Origin of the sequence: Paenarthrobacter sp. Z7-10 (assembly GCF_026932795.1) — a bacterium.
Taxonomy (GTDB): Bacteria; Actinomycetota; Actinomycetes; order Actinomycetales; family Micrococcaceae; genus Arthrobacter_M.
Map to the genome: position 1 here is coordinate 1 of NZ_JADPVH010000029.1, position 17,932 is coordinate 17,932.

The following is a 17,932-nucleotide window of genomic DNA, read 5'->3' on the forward strand; positions in this document are numbered from 1 at the left end:
CGGACACGTAAAATCCGAAGGACAGCAACCAAAAAACGCGCAGCGGTTTTCAAAAGCAGGGGTGGGCACGGCGGAGCTTGCGGAGCCGGGACCACCCCCAACAGTCGGACGCGCAGCGGCCGCCCATTAGCCTGGTGCGAGCTCGCGAGTACAAGGCCTCATGCGAAGGTTCGAATCCCGCCCGACTACTTCGAGAGGGGTGAGTGCCTGCTATGCGACCGGTTCGTCTAGGTCCAGTGCAGCCAGGGCTCGCCGGACACTGGACTCTCCGACTCCCAAGACTCTGGCGATTTGCCGAAAGGACAACTCCTCAACCTCGCGCATGCAAAGCGCTTGGGCAGTCCGTTCGTCGGTCATAACTGAGGGTCGGCCGCCTATCCTGCCCTGCGACCGGGCATATGCGAGGCCGGCCATAGTGTTCTCGCGGATGCTGTCTACGCGCAGCTGCGCGAGGACGGCCGCGAATCCAAAGAAGGCGCGTCCCATGGCGCTGGTGGTGTCGATTTGCGGTTCCATCAGGGAGCGTAGGTCCACTCCCAGTTCTTCGAGCTGGCCGGCTATGCCAAGCATCATTGTCCCGGTGCCGGCTAGGCGGTCGAGCTTGCGAACTACCAGTACGTCGCCCGAGCGGGCGTACTCGAGGAGGGCGAGCCATTCGGGCCGGTCCCGGATGCGGCTGGAGACTCCGTGGTCAATGAAGATCTTCTCGCATCCAGCGGCTTCCAACTCAGCGCGTTGTGGATCTGACCGGCTGGTCTTTCGTGGAGACGCGTCCATAGCCGATCATTGCCATTGTCTTCCCGTCCCTGGTGAGCCTGTTGTGGTGTCGAGGCTAGCCGAGGTACGCCGGAATCGGTGGGACCTGGTTACGGCTCATGGGAAGTTTCGGCGCATAGTTTCGGTGCACACTCCCCCGGCGTGTCGAGGGCGGGTACCTAGTGCGTGAGAAACGACCGTTAACGGTCATCACGGCGAAGATCCCGAATCATTGCCCCGTCACTGCCGGGAACCAACGGGAAAAATCCCACAAGGGCGGAGAATATAACAACACTGCCGACGGCCAGCAAGAGAATGTTTCCACCGGCCACAGTGCCAATTAGAAGCAGGACGACTCCGTAGACGATGTGCACCGCAGGGCCGGCAACCAAACACTTGATCATCGTTGACCTCAACGACGGAGCAGTGCCCACGGTCCAGTTCCGTGCCCCCAAGTGGATCTCCTCCACCCTTTGGCCGTAAAACCTGAATGCCAGAGCATGACCGAATTCATGAATGAGCTGGCCTACCCAGGCGAGAGATCCAAATAAGGCCGAATAAAAGAAAACTGCTGCGGGAGACCCGCCGCCGCCGTCGCCGCGAACTGAGGAAAAACCAAAATCCACAGCAGCCCACCCAAGCGCGGGAAAAAACCAAAAGATAATGGTCCCCGCCGCCAGCGTCACCACAGCATTACCGAGGCCAAACGTAATAATCGGCTTGTCCAACCACTCCACAGCGCTCCCTTCCGGATGCATTCCGTCAGTTCCCCCGATTTCGCTCAACCCTTTTGCTTGCGGTTCATGTCCCGTAGTTCGTCGCGTTCGGCTAGGAGGCGGTCACGCTCGCCCGCTACGGCCTCGGCGCGGGCCTCTGCCTTGTCGGCGCGGGAGCGCTGCTCGGAGACCGCCTCCCCACTTCTGGCCTCAGCGACGGCAGCCTGTTCCCGTGCGGCGGCGGTCTCCGCCCGCGCCTCGTCGCGCGCGGTCGTCAGGGCCTCATACGCGTTTGCATGCATAAGTCTTGCGTCCTCTAACCGCTCGGCCAAGGCATCACGTTCACCCTCCGCCCTCTCCACATCCTCAGTGGCGGCGTCGCGCTCGGCGTGGGCCTGCTCCATCTTGGTTTGCCAGCCTGTCCGGGCCTCCACAAACTCACCTCGAGCGACGGCTACGGCCTCGCGCCACAGCGCAACGAACCGCGCCTCAACGGCGGCCGGCGGCTCGGGCACGGCCTCTGCCTGGGTTTCGCGCTCATTCCAAGAGCGCGCGGCCTCGGCCGCCACAATCATCCGCACTCCGGACCGCTGCCGCACCGCGCGGGCTGTGACGGCCGCGCCCCCTGCGGACAGCGCCTCGGCGGCCTCAGCGGCCCGCTCTTCTGGTGTCTGCTGCTCAGTCATGCCCTTCACCTTCTGCTAGTGACAATGGTAACGATGTTTCCTGTTTCCCATGTTACCACTATGGGGATGTGTCCACCGAGTCCGGGGTTCAGCGCGGCGGATTCCCAGGCAGCCTGGCCGGCGAGTCAGCAGCGTGAACCGGCTCGCGCAGCGGGATCGAGCGCATCCCGATCACCCTCGTTCATGAGCTGACCTCGGCGTACTTTCCGCTGCCGTTCAGGGCTGCGTATAGCGTCTGCCGCGAGACGCCAAGATCCCGGACCACCTTGGCTTTGGGCACGTCCTGGGCAATCCGCTCCCGGGCCAGCTGGATCTGTTCCGGTGAAAGCTTCGGGACCCGGTCGTAGACACCGTTCCTCTTGGCAATGGCAATGCCCTCGGCCTGTCGCTCACGGATGGTCTTGCGCTCCAACTGCGCGATGGCAGCGAGGACCGTGGGAGCATGAACTCCCCTTGCGGCGTATAAGTGTTCAGGGCCGGGTTATCGATGAACTCCAAGGCAGGGACCTCGATCTGTTCGCCCGGGTACACCCTTGGTGGACACATGGCAACGGGGCCTTGGTGCAATGAGTTTTCACTCGTCGCATCAGGGCCGTCGTGGTTCAGCTACTGCTCACATCGCTTGGGCAGCTGGCGGTACCGTCCAAGCCTGACGTAGGGGATCAGCTTCGTTATGGGATGCTCCAATATTTCTCGCAACTAACGATGGATACACCGATTCAGCCTGAAAGTTTCGAGACATAGTTATAAGAATCGCCGGCCGCGGACGAACTAAAATGACTCCGCGAAAATTGGGGCAATACTGCCGCAAAGGTCGCTCGGTCGGTGAGACGTCTCGTATCCCTAGGGTTGCAAGACTCGACGAACCCCTGCCGCAGCCCCTCTCTAAGCACCTGCTTGAGGCATGCTCGCCCGATAGCTTCCTCTTTCAGGCCGCCCCGAGTCGCATCAGGAGTGCTGCCGACAACGCGCATTGCCGACGGTCCTGCTCTGCGCCGGCGGATGTTCGGGGGCGTTAGAGTCCGGTGGCTAGGATTGAGCTCCGCGTGCAGCAGCGTCCGATGTGATGGATGCTTCGCGGTGAGTGATGAGCCGGCGAGCAGAATTAGGAGGCTTTGAGTGTGGATCACCGGGGACGTTGAGATCCCGCAGCCGGTTGTTGACGCGCACGCCGACGGCGACTTAGTCTTCTTCGTCGGAGCCGGAGCGTCCATGGGGCCACCATCGCATCAGCCCTCGTTCGAGGGCCTCGCCAAGGCCATGGCTGAGCAAGCGGGGGAACCATTCTCGGACAAGGGCGGCCTCGACTTCTTCCTCGGTTCGCTTCCCGATGGCTTCGATACCCGACGGCACGTGCGCGACAAGATTCTAAGCGGCCCGCCGAAGTTCAGTCCGACCCACACTGCCATCGCCCAGCTTGCGGCAACGAGTAGGAAGTTCCAGGTCGTCACCACCAACTTCGACCTGCATCTAGAGAATGCCGCCACAGCCGCTGGCGTCAGCCCAGCCGACGTCTGGCACAGCCCTGCACTGCCTATCGGCTCGGACTATGCCGGGCTCGTGTATTTGCATGGGTCCGTCCAACGCCCGCCCGAGGAGCTGATTGTCACAGATCGTGACTTCGGACGCGCCTACATCACCGAGGCGTGGGCCACGCGGTTCCTGTTGCCGATGTTCGACAAACGCACGGTGGTTTTCGTTGGGTACAGCCACGAGGACACCATCATGCGGTATCTCGCGCTCGGGCTTCCCTCCAACACCCGCCGATATGCCTTCACCAATGACGGGAACGATCCGAAGTGGGGACACCTTGAGATCACTGCCATCCCGTACACGCTCCGCGGAGAACTCGACCACGGCAATCTCGAAGACGCTCTAACCACATGGGCCAAACGCGCCAAGATGGGAGCGCTCGAGCACGATGCTCGGGTTCAGGAGATTATCGACGGCGAGTCCACTACCCTCCCTCTACCCGAGCGGGACTACCTCATCTCGCAGATCAAGACCGAGGAAGGGGCACGTCGCTTTGCCGCGAGTGCAACCGAGCATCGCTGGCTGCGTTGGCTCGAAGGCACGGACGTCTTTACGGCTCTCTTCCACGGTGGGCCGGCCTCGGCCCCGGGCAGCGTCCTCGCACAGTGGTACGCAACATTCATCGAGAATCCCAAGACGAGCGATCTCGCCCTCCACACGGTGCAGCGCCTCGGACGACGATTCTCCGACAATCTCCTCTTCTCCGTCGCGCGCGCGACCGAAGCGCTTTTCCGCATCGATCCCGACCGCGGCTCACGATGGCGCGTGCTCTTGATGACCTCCATCGAAGGACGCACCGCCCCCGGAGATCCGGATTCCGCGCTTCGCTTCGGGCACGGGGGAATGTCGAACACTCGTGCTGTCGTCCGGTCCGTGCTGCGCCCCTACCTTGCGCTGGAGCGGGGCTGGCTCCCGGATGACGACAGGAACTATCCGCCGAGCGCCGACCTCGAATGGACCGTTAGCCCGCGGGATCTGCACAAGATCGTGACCGAGCACGCGAAATCTGCGGCCACTGACGACCCTCGAACCCTCAGCTTCTTTGAAGAGGCGCTCCACAGCGCCTACGACCTCATCGCCGCATACAACGGAGCGACAGAACACGCCAGCTTCCGCTTCAGCAGAAGCCGGATCGAGGAACAGCCACGGCATCGGATCAATCACATCGACTCCATGATTGACGGGCTCCGCATCGTCGGCGAGCGTCTGATCCATGACGTGCCCGATCTGCCAGATCGATGGTGGTCGTTCGGGCGCGTCCTGTTCCGCAGACTGGCGCTTCATCTCATCGCAGAGGACACCAGCCGCTCCGCAGACGACAAGATCGCCTGGCTGACGGACCGACAGGCCATCTTCCTGAGCGGCGCAAAGCACGAGGTCTTCCGCGCCCTCGCCGACACCGTCGCTGCGGCAAGCGCCGCGCAACGGGTGGCAGTTCTCGAGGAAGTGCGTCGCGGACCGCAGTTCCCTGCGGGCGTCGAGGACGTGGAACGGCACATCGCTTACAGCAAGTTCAACGTCCTGGTCTGGCTCACTCGTGCGGCACCGGAATGGGCTGAAGCTGAAACCGAGCTCGCCGCGATCCGTGCCGAGTACTCCAATTTCGCGGAGCGGGACGCGCCTGACCAGGATTTCACGGTCAGCACCGGAACGTGGGGTGGGGTGCTTCCCATGGAACCCGACGATTTCATCGCGACGGTCGCTGCAGACGGGGCAGAAGTCGCTCTGAGCTCAGTGATGGCTCGCGACTACTCCGAGCGCAACTACAACGAGCCCACCTGGGACGACGCTCTCGATCTGTTCGGGCGCGTGGCCCGCGAAGACCCAGCATCCGGGCTCCAGGTTCTGGAAGCGCTGCACGCACTCGACGATGAGAAGCAAGGACAAATTCGGAACGCGATTATCTCCGGCTGGGCCGAGGCAGTCATGGACGAGGCGATGAGGGTGAGCATTATCGATGCTCTATCCCAAGACGTGGTACTCGCTGGCTCTCCGCGGCCGGTGGCGCAGTTCCTGCTCGGTCAGGTCCGCCAAATTGTTGACTCCGGCGCATCGGCGTCTGCCGACCGCCTGCGGAACCTTGCACGTGATCTGCTCGCGAGGAACCGAGACGACGAGGACGCGTTCCCCACCGGGTACGACGGGCCGATGCTCGCTTTGAACTCCTGGCCGGGCGAGCTCACGGCGTACTGGCTGACCGAGATCGACCGGCACTGGCGCAGCGACCGCGACGGTTGGGGCGGCCTGAACGACGACGAAGGCACCGCGCTCCATACATTGCTCACGCTCCCGAACCTGGTGGCAGCGACCGCTCCTGCAATCGCCAACCAACTCTTCTTCCTTTTCGCCGCCGATGAAGCATTCACCACAGACAACGTCATCCCGCTCTTCACCGACTCGACCGCGATGGTGGGAGTCTGGAAGGCATATCTCTACGGTGCTCGCATCAACGACCGGATGCTGAAGAACGGCATGTTCGCCGCGCTCTTAAGTATGTGGGATCGGCTGTCCGACCTCGACGACGAAGCGCTGGGTCGGCAATTTCTCTCGCTGGCGGCGTCCATCGCCGCGTACGCAGGAATCTCCACGGCTGAGCGCAGCCAGCTGTGTTTCAGGAGCGTCACCGCGGAGGGCGGCGCTCACGCGCCCCGCTTCGCCGAGGAGATCGGCCAAGATCTGACCTCGGGTTCCGAAGACGGAGAGACCGCCTGGGACACCTGGTTGCGAGATCATCTGGAAGATCGCCTGAACGGTGTGCCCCGAGAACCCGAGGCTACGGAACTGGCTGCGTGGGCTGATGTTGTCCCCCTGCTCGGAGCGCGCGTTCCAGATGGGATTACTACGTTCCACGGTCGCGCACCAGGGATGGACGCGGACAGCCCAAGTATCGACATTCCCCGCGAGGCGCTCGACGCTCACCGATCGACGCTTGTTGCGTTCTTGGCGGAGCGGGTGACGAATAGTGAACCGAACAACATGATGCTCGCCCACCAGGTTCACGACCTAGTAGATCGTCTGGCCGAAACACTCACTCGAGATGAGCTCGCGCCGCTCGTGACGGCAGCCCGCGCGAAGGGCTACCTGCGTTCCGAAGACTGAAGCTTCCCGATGTCATGCAGCACAAGTGGGGCGGTCTTGAATCAAGGACGATGTCGCAAGGACGGAGCCGCATCCATCTGAGGCGCTTGGCAGGCTCCTCCAGAGGAGTCGTGGCAACCGGCGTATTCGCATCTATCGAGAACATGCCAGCTTCGCGCTGGCATAAGTACCCCTATCGGTGCCTTCCGATTGATGATGACTGTCTCATAACCTAAGTGCCTCGTAACCCATGGGAAGCAACACACCCGCGCTGGGATGCCCGAGAGGGTGCTTGGTTTTCGGGTATTCCGCAATCGTGATTTACTAATTACATGGCGCGGCCCCTTACCTTGACCGATGAGCAAATTCTTGCCCTCGTTGGCGACTCGCTGGATCAGACAGGATCCTCATGGACACTGGCTAGGGCAGCCGACGCAGCAGGCCTACATCCGTCCACTCTGATCAAACGATTCGGCTCACGACACGGTCTACTGGTCGCTCTGAGCCGTCGCTGGATCGAGAGCATTCCCATTGGGGCGACCACCCCTCACGCCCATAGCGAGCTGTTGAACTGGGCCGCATCGCAAACTATCGACCAGGTCGGGACCGCGTTGATAATGGCCCGACTCGACATGCTTATCGAGGATTTCCACGACGATGAGCTGCGCGATCTGCTTCACAAAGGGTGGACGAAACACAGCGCCTACCTCAGTGATCTGGTGCAGCGTTGCCAAGACAGCGGCGAGATCGCCTCTCACCTACAGGCCGAAGCAATTGCTCTTTTTCTACTCGACAGCGCTCACGGGGCTCTGCTCCGGGCAGCGGTGCATCCCGTTCCCTCGGAAGTCGACCCAGGCCGCGCCCTCACCGTCATATTGGAGTACCTGAAATGAGCACCTCCCGAGAATGGTCCAGTCACGTCTTTATCGCAACGAGCGTTGATGGCTACATCGCCTTGCCCGATGGAGACCTGGGGTGGCTGACCGACCCACCACTCGGAACCAGACACGCACCCGCCTTCCGCCCCGACAACGCGCCAGCGGATTATGACGAGTTCACCGCTGACGTCACCCACCTCGTGATGGGACGAGGAACCTACGAAAAGGTCATCACGTTCGACTCGTGGCCGTACAGCAACTTTCACACCATCGTGATCAGCACCACTCTGGACGCCGACGCAGACGATCGGATCCGAGTCGTCACCACCCTCGAGCAAGTCGTCGCCGTGCTCGACGAGGAGAAGGCTGGCAAGGTTTATCTCGACGGTGGAAAAGTGATCACCGCGTTCTTGGCGGCCTCTCTGATCGACGAACTCACCATCAGTCGCGCTCCGATCATTCTCGGCGCCGGCCTACACCTCTTCCACGCTCTGCCCCACCCCATACGCCTAGTGCATCTGGGCACCTCCACGACCGACACCGGTATGACCAACACGCGCTATGGAGTCACCTCCGACAGCGCCAGCTAGGACGGCCTGCACTAACGGTGTGTCGCATAACCTCAGTGCCTCTTAACCCATGCGATCCAAGACTGGCCGGACTGTGACCGAGACACCAAGCGATCACAGACCCACGCCATTTATCGATCAACTCCACACACCTGTCAGAATGAAGTCGTTTTCAGATTTATTGACACTTACAGCCGAGGGTCTTAGATTTCATCCTGACAGTTTCAATCGTGGAGGTACTGTGAGTGGTCAACGTCTGGGATACATCCGGGTCAGCAGCCTGGACCAGAACACCCAACGGCAACTGGAGAACATCCAGCTAGCCAGGGTATTCACTGACAAGGCATCAGGCAAGGACACAAACCGGCCCCAGCTGGACGCTTTGCTGAGGTTTGCCCGCGACGGTGACACCGTTCTCGTGCACAGCATGGACCGCCTGGCCCGCAACCTCGACGACTTGCGCTCCGTCGTCCGGAAACTCACCGGCCGGGGCATCCGCGTCGAGTTTGTAAAGGAAAACCTTGTCTTCACCGGGGAGGACTCGCCGCTGGCCAACCTCATGCTGTCCGTCATGGGAGCGTTCGCGGAGTTCGAACGTTCCTTGATCGGGGAACGCCAGCGCGAAGGGATCTCCCTGGCTAAAAAGCGCGGCGTCTATCGTGGCCGCAAAAAAGCCCTGTCCGCCCAACAGGCGGCAGAGTTAGTCCGACGTGCCGCTGAGGGAGAACCGAAATCAGCACTCGCACGCCAATATGGCATCAGCCGCGAAACCGTGTACCAATACCTCCGCAATCCTGCAGAATAGGACGGAAACTTGGCGGCTCACGACACGTTCAGGAGTACCGGGCCTTCATACTGTGCTCAGGCTGGATACCCTGAATGAGGACGAAACCACATTGACTTAGGAGCAGTAACCCATGGGGGCAGCGGCAAATAGTTCTGAATTTTCTGAGCTGATCGAGGAGTTTGGGGTTCAGTGTAAAGCGAAATTGGCTGGCCCTGGCGAACGTGAGGCCCTCATCTCAGGTCCCGTCAGCAACTTGATTACGTCGATTGGCTCCGCCGCCGGACTGCCAGTAGTGACGCACGATGAGGTGCGGGAAATGGACGGCGCCCTGAGGGCGGACTTCGCTATCTCCGTCAAAGGTGCGCTCTCTGGCCACATCGAACTCAAAGCGCCCGGGGTTTCTCTCGACCCGGAGACATATGGAAAGACTACGCACAACTACTTGCAGTGGCAGCGGCTAAAGGAACTTCCCAACTTGCTTCACACCAACGGGCTGCAATGGCGCCTATGGCGCCGGGGGGAGCTGAAGCGTGACGTCTATCTCGGCGGTGCGTCCATCGTTACCGCGGGAAAGGGGTTGACGGCCGGTTCTTCCTTCGATGCCATGAGTCGGGACTTCCTTTCTTGGGAGCCTTCGCCGATCACTAGCGTAAAGAAGCTGGTCGATCAGGTGGCCCCACTTGCACGCGTCCTTAGGGAAGAGGTGCTGGAAGCGCTCCGGGCAGAGCGACGCGCGATCAAGGGAGGCGCCGACAAGAACTTGCAGCCCTTCCTGGGTGCTGCCCAGTCATGGCGTCGGCTCCTGATGCCGGCGGCAAAGGACGAAGAGTTCGCTGATGGCTACGCCCAGACCGTGACGTTCGCGCTCCTTCTCGCGCGGGCTGAGGGCCTGGATCTAAAGAATGCAAAACTGCATGACGTGAGCGAGCTCCTCGACTCAACACACTCCCTGATGGGTAAAGCTCTCGACATGCTGACGAAGTACTCGAAAGGCCCAGTCCACACAGCCGTTGAACTTTTGACGCGAGTCATCTCCGTGGTGGAGTGGGAACAACTCTCCAACGGCAGCAAGGATGTCTACCTTCATCTATATGAAGACTTCCTGGAGAATTATGATCCTGAACTTCGGGAAAAGACGGGAAGTTATTACACACCCCCCGAGGTCGTTGAACAGATGGTTCGCATTACGGAAGAGGCCCTGAAAAGCTTCTTCGTCAAACCCCGGGCCTTCCGCGACCCTTCGGTCGCCGTCGTAGATGGTTCAATGGGAACGGGGACCTACCCCTTGGAAATTCTCAACCGGGCAGCAGATCAAGCGGAAGCGGAATATGGCAAAGGCGCGATCCCAGAAGCGCTCACCTCGCTGGCGCCGCGACTCTTCGGTCTTGAGCTCCAATCCGGACCCTTCTCGGTCGCGGAGCTACGCATCACCGGCAGGCTTAAGAAGGCGAAGGCAGACCTGCCGCCTCAGGGACTGAACCTCTTCGTGGCTGACACCCTTGAGTCCCCTTACTCAGCATCCAGCGATCAGCTGTCCTACACCGAGCAGCTCATAGCAGCTCAACGTCAGCGTGCGAACGCCATGAAGCGTGAACGCAATGTCCAGGTCGTCATAAGCAACCCTCCCTATGAGGAACGTGCGGCCGGAATGGGCGGTTGGATTGAGAGCGGCGAGAACACTGGCAAGAGCGGCGATTATGTCCCCCTCGATGACTTCAAGTACCCAGGAAATGGGAAGCATGAAGGCATGGCTCTAAAGAACCTCTACATCTACTTTTGGCGATGGGCAATGTGGAAAGTGTTTGAGTCCACGCCCACAACAGCTGAAACACCAGATGGTGCCGACGGAATCGTCTGCTACATCTCAGCTAATGGCTATTTGACCGGACGCGGCTTCAAGGGCATGCGAAAGTACCTTCGGGAGACCTGCTCCCACGGATGGATTATTGACCTCACACCGGAGGGCAAGCGCCCACCCAAAGCGAACGCCATCTTCAACATCGAAACGCCCGTTGCTATTGCCATGTTTATCCGGACTAACGGTACCGAGAAAACAACGCCGGCAGTCATCAAACACGTCACCTTGACAGGTGACTATGCAGCGAAAATGGCCGCGTTGTCGTCGCTCACCTTGAACGACGGGCGGTGGCAACCCGTTCGCGGCGGTTGGACAGCGCCGTTCACTCCCGTATCCTCGGGCGGCTGGGACAGTTATCCCTCGATGGAGGACATCATGCCGTGGGGAAGCACTGGAGTCACTTCTAACCGTGGCTGGGTTTACTCGCCCTGCCAGGACACACTCGAATCCAGATTTCGGACGCTGGTGATGGAGCCTGACCGGAAGGTAAAGGCAGAGCTCCTAAAAACGACAAGGGACTCCACAATCGACAAGAAGAAGAAACCGTTACCGGCTGTTGTCATGGGGGAGAAAGGCGAACTGAAGGATACCGAGCAGGATACGCATATCCCTCTGGGTGAAGTCCAATTCGTGGACGAGGTTAAGACGGTTCCTGTGATGTACAGGTCATTCGATCGGCAATATGTCATCGCCGATTACCGCGTCCTCGACATGCCTCGGCCGCCTCTGTGGGCAGCACGCAAGGTGCCGGACCAGATGTTTGTCGTTGAGCAGCACAGCATCCATCCGCGGAAGGGGCCAGGATTGGTCTTCAGTGTGGATATGCCCGACCAGAATGCCTTCAACAACCGGGGAGGCCGAACCTCCCCGTTGTACCATCCCGATGGAAGCCCGAATCTGGCTCCCGGTTTGCTGACCGCGCTTTCAAAATATCTTGACCGGGAGGTTAGCCACTCAGACCTCCTTGCCTACGTGGCAGGAGTTACGGGGCACCCTGAATATGTGGAGCATTTCGACGATAATCTCTCCACTCCGGGTATCCGGGTACCGTTTACGGCGGATCCAAGCCTTTGGGATGATGCTGTTCGCCTCGGTAAAGAGGTTTTGTGGCTCGAGTCTTACGGCCGCGCCTATGTTGACGAGGAAGAGGGCCGTGGGCGAAATGTGAGGGAGAAGTCCGGATTCCAGCATGCGAGCTACCTCGAACCGGTGAAGGGCATTCCGGACAGGCTGGAATATGAGGAATTCACGGGGACACTGAAGGTCGGGCAAGGCCGTTTCGGTCCCGTCGCTCGGGAGGTGGTGGACTACGAGGTTGGAGGCGTGAACGTCCTCAAGCAGTGGTTCGGCTACCGCAAACAGAATCCGAACGGCAGAGTATCTTCGGAGTTGGACCGTATCAATCCGACGAAGTGGGTCCCTGAGTGGAGTACTCAACTACTGGAAGTTCTGAGTGTCCTGACGCAGCTCACTGCACTTCACAAGACGCAGGCAAAGCTTCTTGATCAGGTAGTCGCTGCCCAGACGGTTGGTATGGAAGAGCTCGAGACCGCCGGTGTGAAATGGCCCTCCGACACCGTAGGTAGCAAGGACCGGGCGGTCAAGGAGAGCGCGGTCGGAACCCTCTTCGAATAGTCCGAAGTCTATTCCAACCCAGGTAATGATGAGGGCGGGCCTCTAGGGTCCCGCCCTCATCACGCACACGGTGAGTCTTACATCCCATGCGTTTCGAGGCATTTCGGTTACGAGACAGTGCTCACGCCGATTTGGGCTGCTTGTTGCGCTGGGAATACGCACGTCTCACGGTGCCGAGATCGAAATCGGGATTTGCAATTTCTTTTTTCGCCAGCTCAAGTGCCCGAGCGCTGAGGCCTTGAAATTTGACTGACCCCTTGGATGTCCGCCGAATGAAGTAAGCGCGGTCATCACTCTTTAGGTTCAAATGGTGAATCAGCGCAAGGCCCTCAAACTGCGACAGCCCCAACTTGCCCCCGAAAGAATTCAGTGCGAGACCAAAATCGTCGAACGGGTTCGAATCGCGGTAGACGAGAGCGGATTCGCCTGGTGCGGCCCTTCGCACCGGGACACCGTCGGCCTCACGCGTTATTCGAAGCGCAAGCTCTTGCACGTTGGCGCCCGGTGCCACGGGTGCAATCCGGAGAGCAGCAAGTCCTGGAAGAACGGCTTCCCAAGCAGTCCCGGCTTTTAGGGCCTTCTCCGCGCGATTGACTTCAGCCTCCGTTGGTTGATCGAGCCGCCCGGTCGACGCGCCATCGAGGCTTAGTAGCGGGCGGAGACGCGCTCTGGCTTCTGCGGTTTTGCGCGTCTTCGGCGCCAACAGCATTAGCACCGCCTTGAGCTCGGACTCAACGAGAGCTCCAAGATCATCTGGCGGACTCACGCTCACTGGGATAACGCGATTTGGAAGGAGCTCTTCGAGAGACTGGCCGAATGCTTGCTCGAGCACCCGATCAAAGATCGTGATCCCGCCTCTCATATGCAGCCAGAGCATTTCTTCGCTCATGCTGATTGTGTCGTGCGTAGCGCAGTCACGGTCCTGCTTAATGGCTGCGAGGAGGGTTCGATCGTCTTCCGTGACGATTTTTAGATCATTCACGGCAATAGTCACACATCTCTTGAGGCTGTGCGAAAGTTCCTCCCCCGAGTCCCTTACCGTACCGCGCTGTTCGAATATCGCTGCCTTCAGGAGCATCTCAAACGAGTGTGCAAGCATCATGATCACGGCATGCTCTCGGGCGACGTTAGACGGCCGATTAAATAGCTCGATGGAGAGAGTCAGAGACTCAATAGCCGTATCTCTGAACATGCCCGACTGTCGCCGCATCGCTTACCTGTACACGGCAAGCACGTCCAGCATGACCGCAGGCCCCGTCAGCCAGTTGAGTTCATCGCCAGGTTTTGGGCCAGATTTTGCTTGGGCTCGTCGTTGCTCGCGAGTCATCAAGTTCATGCCTGGGAGGGCGAGTAGGGATTTGTGTTCTCTTGGTCGGAGAACGGCAGACACCTTGCCTACTACTCTTGCTGCACCGTCGAGTTCGTTGTCTCGAATGCTGGATGCAATAAGCCGGCCCGCTATACGCCAATCGGTATCGTCCCTCTCCCCAATTACGGCCAGGTCGTCCCCCATTAGCGAGGACATGGCGCTAACGGCCTGAATCTGTTCGTCGGGGGGCAGCTTGGTCGTTCCAGGCTGCAAGGTGTTCATGAATGGCTCCATCGACTTGAGCATGTCCATGGCTTGTCCGATTCCCCCGGAGGACGTCAGGGCTCGAATCATGGGCGGGACAACGATTTCACAATCAAACTCAAGAATCGTGCCGGGCGAAGCGGCAGGGAAATCATCGTCGCTGTTGACTATATCGATCCACCCAGATCGTTCTGGGTTGGCGGCCGATAGGGACATAAAACGCTCGAAACGCGCCTCGCTCGTATCTGAATACGAATGCGAGAACTCCGTGTCTGATTCCGTGTCACCCTGAGCGCCAAAGCCAGCTACCCCAGCCTTACCCGAGAGTGACTTGGTCTGCGTTACTCGGTGCTCTGCAGCGCTACGGAGACCATCCTCCAAGGCGCTCAAGTACCCGTTCAGAGTTGTCTCATTGAGATAAAGAAAATTCTGCAACATAACAGAAGAATAGCGCGAGCCGCCGACATGCCGTCTTGCAACCCTAGGGTTTCGAGGCGTCTCGTCGAGCTCATGAACGAGGCAAAGCTGACGTGCCAGTTTTCCTGGATTCGCGCGGGTTAGTTCAGCTGCGGCGATTCTCGTAACTATGTGTCGAAACCTTCTGGTTGAATCGGTGTACACACCATTGCTTATGAGACACCCGGGAGGGGATCTTGACGAAGCTGATCGGCTACGCGCGGGTTTCGACGAAACAGCAGTCCACTGACCGACAGCAGATAGACCTCTTGGCTGCCGGCGTTAGGCGCGATGACCTCTACGTGGATAACGGGGTCTCCGGGGCGCAAGCGTCACGACCCCAGTTCAATCGAGCACTCGATGCGCTGATCGGCGGCGATACCCTCGTGATCACGACGCTCGATCGGCTCGGTCGCTCTACTCAGAACATGCTCGCGTTCGCTGACGAGCTGCGAGATCGCGGTGCGGGGCTACGCGTGCTGAACCTGGGCGGCGGTGACGTGGACACGTCAACACCGATGGGGTCGATGCTATTCACGATCATGGCTGCGCTGGCGCAGATGGAGCATGAGATTAAAAGCGAACGAATCACCGACTCGATCAGTAAACGCAAAGCAGCCGGCCAAAACCTGGGGGGTCGGCCGAGGCGCATCACTGACAGTCAGATCCGCAGTGCCCTCAGCCTTATCCAAGCTGGTACACCCGCCGCCCAGGTGGCGCGGGACCTTGGGATGTCCCGCGCGACGTTCTACCGAAGGTCACGAGCGCTCATCGACGAACCAATGGCCTCGACCATAAGCGACACGGAGCGGTGACAGAACGCCGACACATACCGGCAAAGTTCACAGACAGGTGAGTAGGCACCGCGCCTGACGTCAGCTTGGGGTGTACCCCAACTTGGCGGTTTAAGCCACGTTCGGGGTGTTGGGCCGTTAGCGCCGGATTCTGTTCCATTGTTCGTTACGAGCCCAAATGAGGGACCAATTCACTTGAAAGCCTTGTATCCTTCCAAGATTGCCTAGTTCTTGCCCCAACGGGACAAGATGGCTTGTTCCACGGCCGCACGAATACTAATACCATTCTCGACAACCGCATCGTCCAGAACTTCCATGACCTCGATGGAAAGTCGCGTCCCAAGAGGGACAGTGATTTCGCGCTTGCCTGCCGGGCGGCCGATCTTCTTAGAACTCTGGGTCCTTACACCCAATACTGGTTCCGCAGGACTGGATGCCGTGGGCATTTCACGCGGCGCTGGCGCAATTTCTACGGGGTCGATCTTCTCGTCCGGTGCCGGCTTAGGTCCGCGACGGACCAATAGCTCCGGTCGGTCCTTCATTGCATCTGTCATCGGATGATCTTTCTGGCTAGTTCCTTGTAAGCGTCGACTACGGGCGTTCCCTTGCGGTATGCGCCGTACCACTCCTGGGTCAGGCGCATTTCTTGGACGATCGTGCGATGAGGAACCAAGGGTGTCAGGAGAAGGCCAGTGTCCCTCAGCTGATCAATGCTTGCACCCGCGATTCGACTCATGATTGTTTCTTGAACAGCCCCGACAATAATGCCGGCCTCCACCAGGTTGACCGGGGCACCAATTAGCTCCCTTGACCGCTTGAAGTGTTGAACGGAGCGCCGAGCACCAGCAACTCCGTCTACTCCATCGGTGGTTGCTGTCGCGGCGTAGACCACGGTGTCTGCCGCATTGAGCGCTGCCAGGGTGAGCGGTCCGCCCTGCCTGTTGGGGCAGTCCAGGACAACGAGATCCGCTTCAACACCGATCAAGGATGTGCGTAGTCGCAGCTCTGCATGATCAGCCCGATCCGCTTCCCTATTGGAGACACTGCGCGCCGAAGGGATGACCCGCAGGGTGGGCATCCAATCGCTTTGAAGGGAAAGGTCATTGGCCCAGCCTTCGGGGTTCTCGTCCCCCAGGATGGCCCCAACGTGCTGCCAGTCCTCTTGGGGTGTGACGCCGAGCCATTTTGTTGCTGCTGCCCTCGGGTCCAGATCAATCAATAAGACCCGCTTTCCCTCGGCGGCAGCTGTTGCGGCTAGAGACACCGCTGAGGTGGTTTTGCTGGCACCGCCTGACTCGCTGTAGACCATTAGAGTCTGAATTTTTTCCATATTGAAAATGTACTAGCTTTCTCGAAAGATAGCAAGCTTTCTTTCTTGCAAGAAAGAAAGCTTGCTATCTTTCGAGAAAGCTAACATTCGAGCCTATTGTTGCTGAACTCGATGGCCCAGAGATGCTCGGTCCACGATTTCAGCCTTAGGTAAAGTCCATGTCATGTCATTTAAGGGACACTCGGGCGCAAGTCTTGGCAGCAGGACCATCCACACTCGTAAACGTAAACCTAAGCAGCTCAACAGTTCCCCTTGCCCTCAGTGCGGGGCGTGGAATGGGCAACCTTGCCAAGACAATCGACCTGGTAAGGATCTGCGGCCGCTGACAAGGACCCACTCCGCCTAAGCAAGAGGCATAGCGGCCAGCGATTGGGTGTCAGTCGGGGCCGATACGCTGGCCTGGTGAATGTGAATGAACTTACCGCCCAGATCCGTGCAAACACCGTAGGTTCTTCGCGTCGTTCCTTGAGGAAATCCATGGCCCTGGTGGCCGTACGGATGCACACAATGTTGATGATCCTTCGCGGCGCAATATTCCACGCATTCCTCACGTCCGGTCCATGGACGATCCGCCGATAGATATATCCCTGGTGGGGGAAATTGCGGCCTTGGACTGGTTCACCTCGACGCCCGGGCTTGAGGGATCTGTCTTGACGATCTCCATTGCCGACCACCACCGCCTGATGAAAACCCGCACGTCTCTGGCAACGGGGGAGTGCGATGCGTGGGCCGGGGCAGTGCTAGGCGAGGACCTGATCAAGCACGCTTACCGTGCCGGCACGCTCAGCGGCTCCACGCCCTCGGGGGAGTGCAGCGCCGGCCGGCGGCCGCCTCACGACCGTTTACTATCGGCTTTTCCTCGATGACACCGGCCAGCCCATGGAACGGCCCGAAGCAATGAGTGATCGTGAGCTGCGCCGGATGGACGAGCCGTAGCCGGCGATGGACGGCGTAGAGGTCAGTGCGACGCCGGCCGGGGTTCCTGTGTCTTTCGTTCGTGCTGCCCGGACGTGGAACGTGGCGGCCGAGCCGGTTAGATGGTTTGAGCGGGTGGAATGGTGGCGGATGGCGCCACATATGCCTCGAGGGCGGTCGCCTCAGGAAACGGAAAATATCGTACGTTAGGGCGTTCGGAACGGCGTGCCGCATATGCTCGACGCCTGACGACTACATCTAAACCAGCCGAAATCGGCCTCAAATAGCGCCCCGTATAGGGACCCTTCACCGGACATATCACCGGACACCCTATACGGACACTTCATGAGCCACCATTTACAAAACAG

14 protein-coding genes are annotated in these 17,932 nt (G+C 59.6%); 6 read left to right on the forward strand and 8 right to left on the reverse strand.

The annotated features are described in order from the left end of the window. Positions 1 to 210: 210 nt before the first annotated feature. From IV498_RS10235 to IV498_RS10250, 4 genes are all read right to left on the reverse strand, one after another. Positions 211 to 777: a recombinase family protein gene (locus IV498_RS10235; protein WP_269046459.1), complete on the reverse strand. Its 567-nt coding sequence runs from the start codon at positions 775 to 777 to the stop codon at positions 211 to 213. A gap of 179 nt (positions 778 to 956) precedes the next feature. After that, positions 957 to 1,493, reverse strand: coding sequence for a hypothetical protein (locus tag IV498_RS10240; protein WP_269046460.1), 537 nt, complete (start codon positions 1,491 to 1,493; stop codon positions 957 to 959). 44 nt (positions 1,494 to 1,537) lie between these two features. Then, the gene (locus tag IV498_RS10245) at positions 1,538 to 2,158 is read right to left on the reverse strand and encodes a DNA-binding protein (protein ID WP_269046461.1); all 621 of its coding nucleotides are present in this window, start codon (positions 2,156 to 2,158) and stop codon (positions 1,538 to 1,540) included. Positions 2,159 to 2,339: 181 nt separating this feature from the next. Next, on the reverse strand, positions 2,340 to 2,570 hold the full coding sequence (locus IV498_RS10250; RefSeq protein ID WP_269046462.1) for a helix-turn-helix domain-containing protein: 231 nt from the start codon (positions 2,568 to 2,570) through the stop codon (positions 2,340 to 2,342). Positions 2,571 to 3,277: 707 nt separating this feature from the next. Here IV498_RS10250 and IV498_RS10255 point away from each other — a divergent pair. The 5 genes from IV498_RS10255 (at position 3,278) to IV498_RS10275 (ending at position 12,496) form a co-directional block, all read left to right on the forward strand. After that, positions 3,278 to 6,790, forward strand: coding sequence for an SIR2 family protein (locus IV498_RS10255; protein WP_269046463.1), 3,513 nt, complete (start codon positions 3,278 to 3,280; stop codon positions 6,788 to 6,790). A gap of 329 nt (positions 6,791 to 7,119) precedes the next feature. After that, the gene (locus IV498_RS10260) at positions 7,120 to 7,662 is read left to right on the forward strand and encodes a TetR family transcriptional regulator C-terminal domain-containing protein (RefSeq protein WP_269046464.1); all 543 of its coding nucleotides are present in this window, start codon (positions 7,120 to 7,122) and stop codon (positions 7,660 to 7,662) included. Then, positions 7,659 to 8,237 carry a dihydrofolate reductase family protein gene (locus IV498_RS10265; RefSeq protein ID WP_196398741.1) on the forward strand — a complete coding sequence of 193 codons (579 nt, stop codon included), beginning with the start codon at positions 7,659 to 7,661 and terminating at the stop codon, positions 8,235 to 8,237. The genes IV498_RS10260 and IV498_RS10265 overlap by 4 nt, the downstream gene beginning before the upstream one ends. 220 nt (positions 8,238 to 8,457) lie before the next feature. Continuing rightward, on the forward strand, positions 8,458 to 9,021 hold the full coding sequence (locus IV498_RS10270; protein ID WP_269046465.1) for a recombinase family protein: 564 nt from the start codon (positions 8,458 to 8,460) through the stop codon (positions 9,019 to 9,021). Between the two features lie 112 nt (positions 9,022 to 9,133). Then, positions 9,134 to 12,496, forward strand: coding sequence for a type ISP restriction/modification enzyme (locus tag IV498_RS10275; protein WP_269046466.1), 3,363 nt, complete (start codon positions 9,134 to 9,136; stop codon positions 12,494 to 12,496). 121 nt (positions 12,497 to 12,617) lie between these two features. Here IV498_RS10275 and IV498_RS10280 read toward each other — a convergent pair whose 3' ends face one another. Then, the gene (locus IV498_RS10280; protein ID WP_330059432.1) at positions 12,618 to 13,706 is read right to left on the reverse strand and encodes a DUF3644 domain-containing protein; all 1,089 of its coding nucleotides are present in this window, start codon (positions 13,704 to 13,706) and stop codon (positions 12,618 to 12,620) included. 3 nt (positions 13,707 to 13,709) lie between these two features. Further along, a complete protein-coding gene (locus tag IV498_RS10285) occupies positions 13,710 to 14,690 on the reverse strand; it encodes a DUF6414 family protein (protein ID WP_269046468.1) in 981 nt (326 codons plus the stop codon). Positions 14,691 to 14,722: 32 nt separating this feature from the next. On the opposite strand from IV498_RS10285, the gene IV498_RS10290 reads away from it, so the two are divergent. Then, on the forward strand, positions 14,723 to 15,340 hold the full coding sequence (locus IV498_RS10290) for a recombinase family protein (RefSeq protein ID WP_269046469.1): 618 nt from the start codon (positions 14,723 to 14,725) through the stop codon (positions 15,338 to 15,340). Positions 15,341 to 15,543: 203 nt separating this feature from the next. On the opposite strand, the gene IV498_RS10295 is transcribed toward IV498_RS10290, so the two are convergent. Next, on the reverse strand, positions 15,544 to 15,873 hold the full coding sequence (locus tag IV498_RS10295) for a hypothetical protein (RefSeq protein WP_269046470.1): 330 nt from the start codon (positions 15,871 to 15,873) through the stop codon (positions 15,544 to 15,546). Next, positions 15,870 to 16,649 carry a ParA family protein gene (locus IV498_RS10300; protein ID WP_269046471.1) on the reverse strand — a complete coding sequence of 260 codons (780 nt, stop codon included), beginning with the start codon at positions 16,647 to 16,649 and terminating at the stop codon, positions 15,870 to 15,872. The genes IV498_RS10295 and IV498_RS10300 overlap by 4 nt, the downstream gene beginning before the upstream one ends. Positions 16,650 to 17,932 lie beyond the last annotated feature (1,283 nt).

Excerpts from the sequence above, each read along its gene's own strand:
- IV498_RS10295 (WP_269046470.1), bottom strand. The coding sequence starts at position 15,873 with ATGACAGATGCAATGAAGGACCGACCGGAGCTATTGGTCCGTCGCGGA.
- IV498_RS10280 (WP_330059432.1), bottom strand. The coding sequence starts at position 13,706 with ATGCGGCGACAGTCGGGCATGTTCAGAGATACGGCTATTGAGTCTCTG.
- IV498_RS10245 (WP_269046461.1), bottom strand. The coding sequence starts at position 2,158 with ATGACTGAGCAGCAGACACCAGAAGAGCGGGCCGCTGAGGCCGCCGAG.
- IV498_RS10265 (WP_196398741.1), top strand. The coding sequence starts at position 7,659 with ATGAGCACCTCCCGAGAATGGTCCAGTCACGTCTTTATCGCAACGAGC.
- IV498_RS10235 (WP_269046459.1), bottom strand. The coding sequence starts at position 777 with ATGGACGCGTCTCCACGAAAGACCAGCCGGTCAGATCCACAACGCGCT.
- IV498_RS10275 (WP_269046466.1), top strand. The coding sequence starts at position 9,134 with ATGGGGGCAGCGGCAAATAGTTCTGAATTTTCTGAGCTGATCGAGGAG.
- IV498_RS10300 (WP_269046471.1), bottom strand. The coding sequence starts at position 16,649 with ATGGAAAAAATTCAGACTCTAATGGTCTACAGCGAGTCAGGCGGTGCC.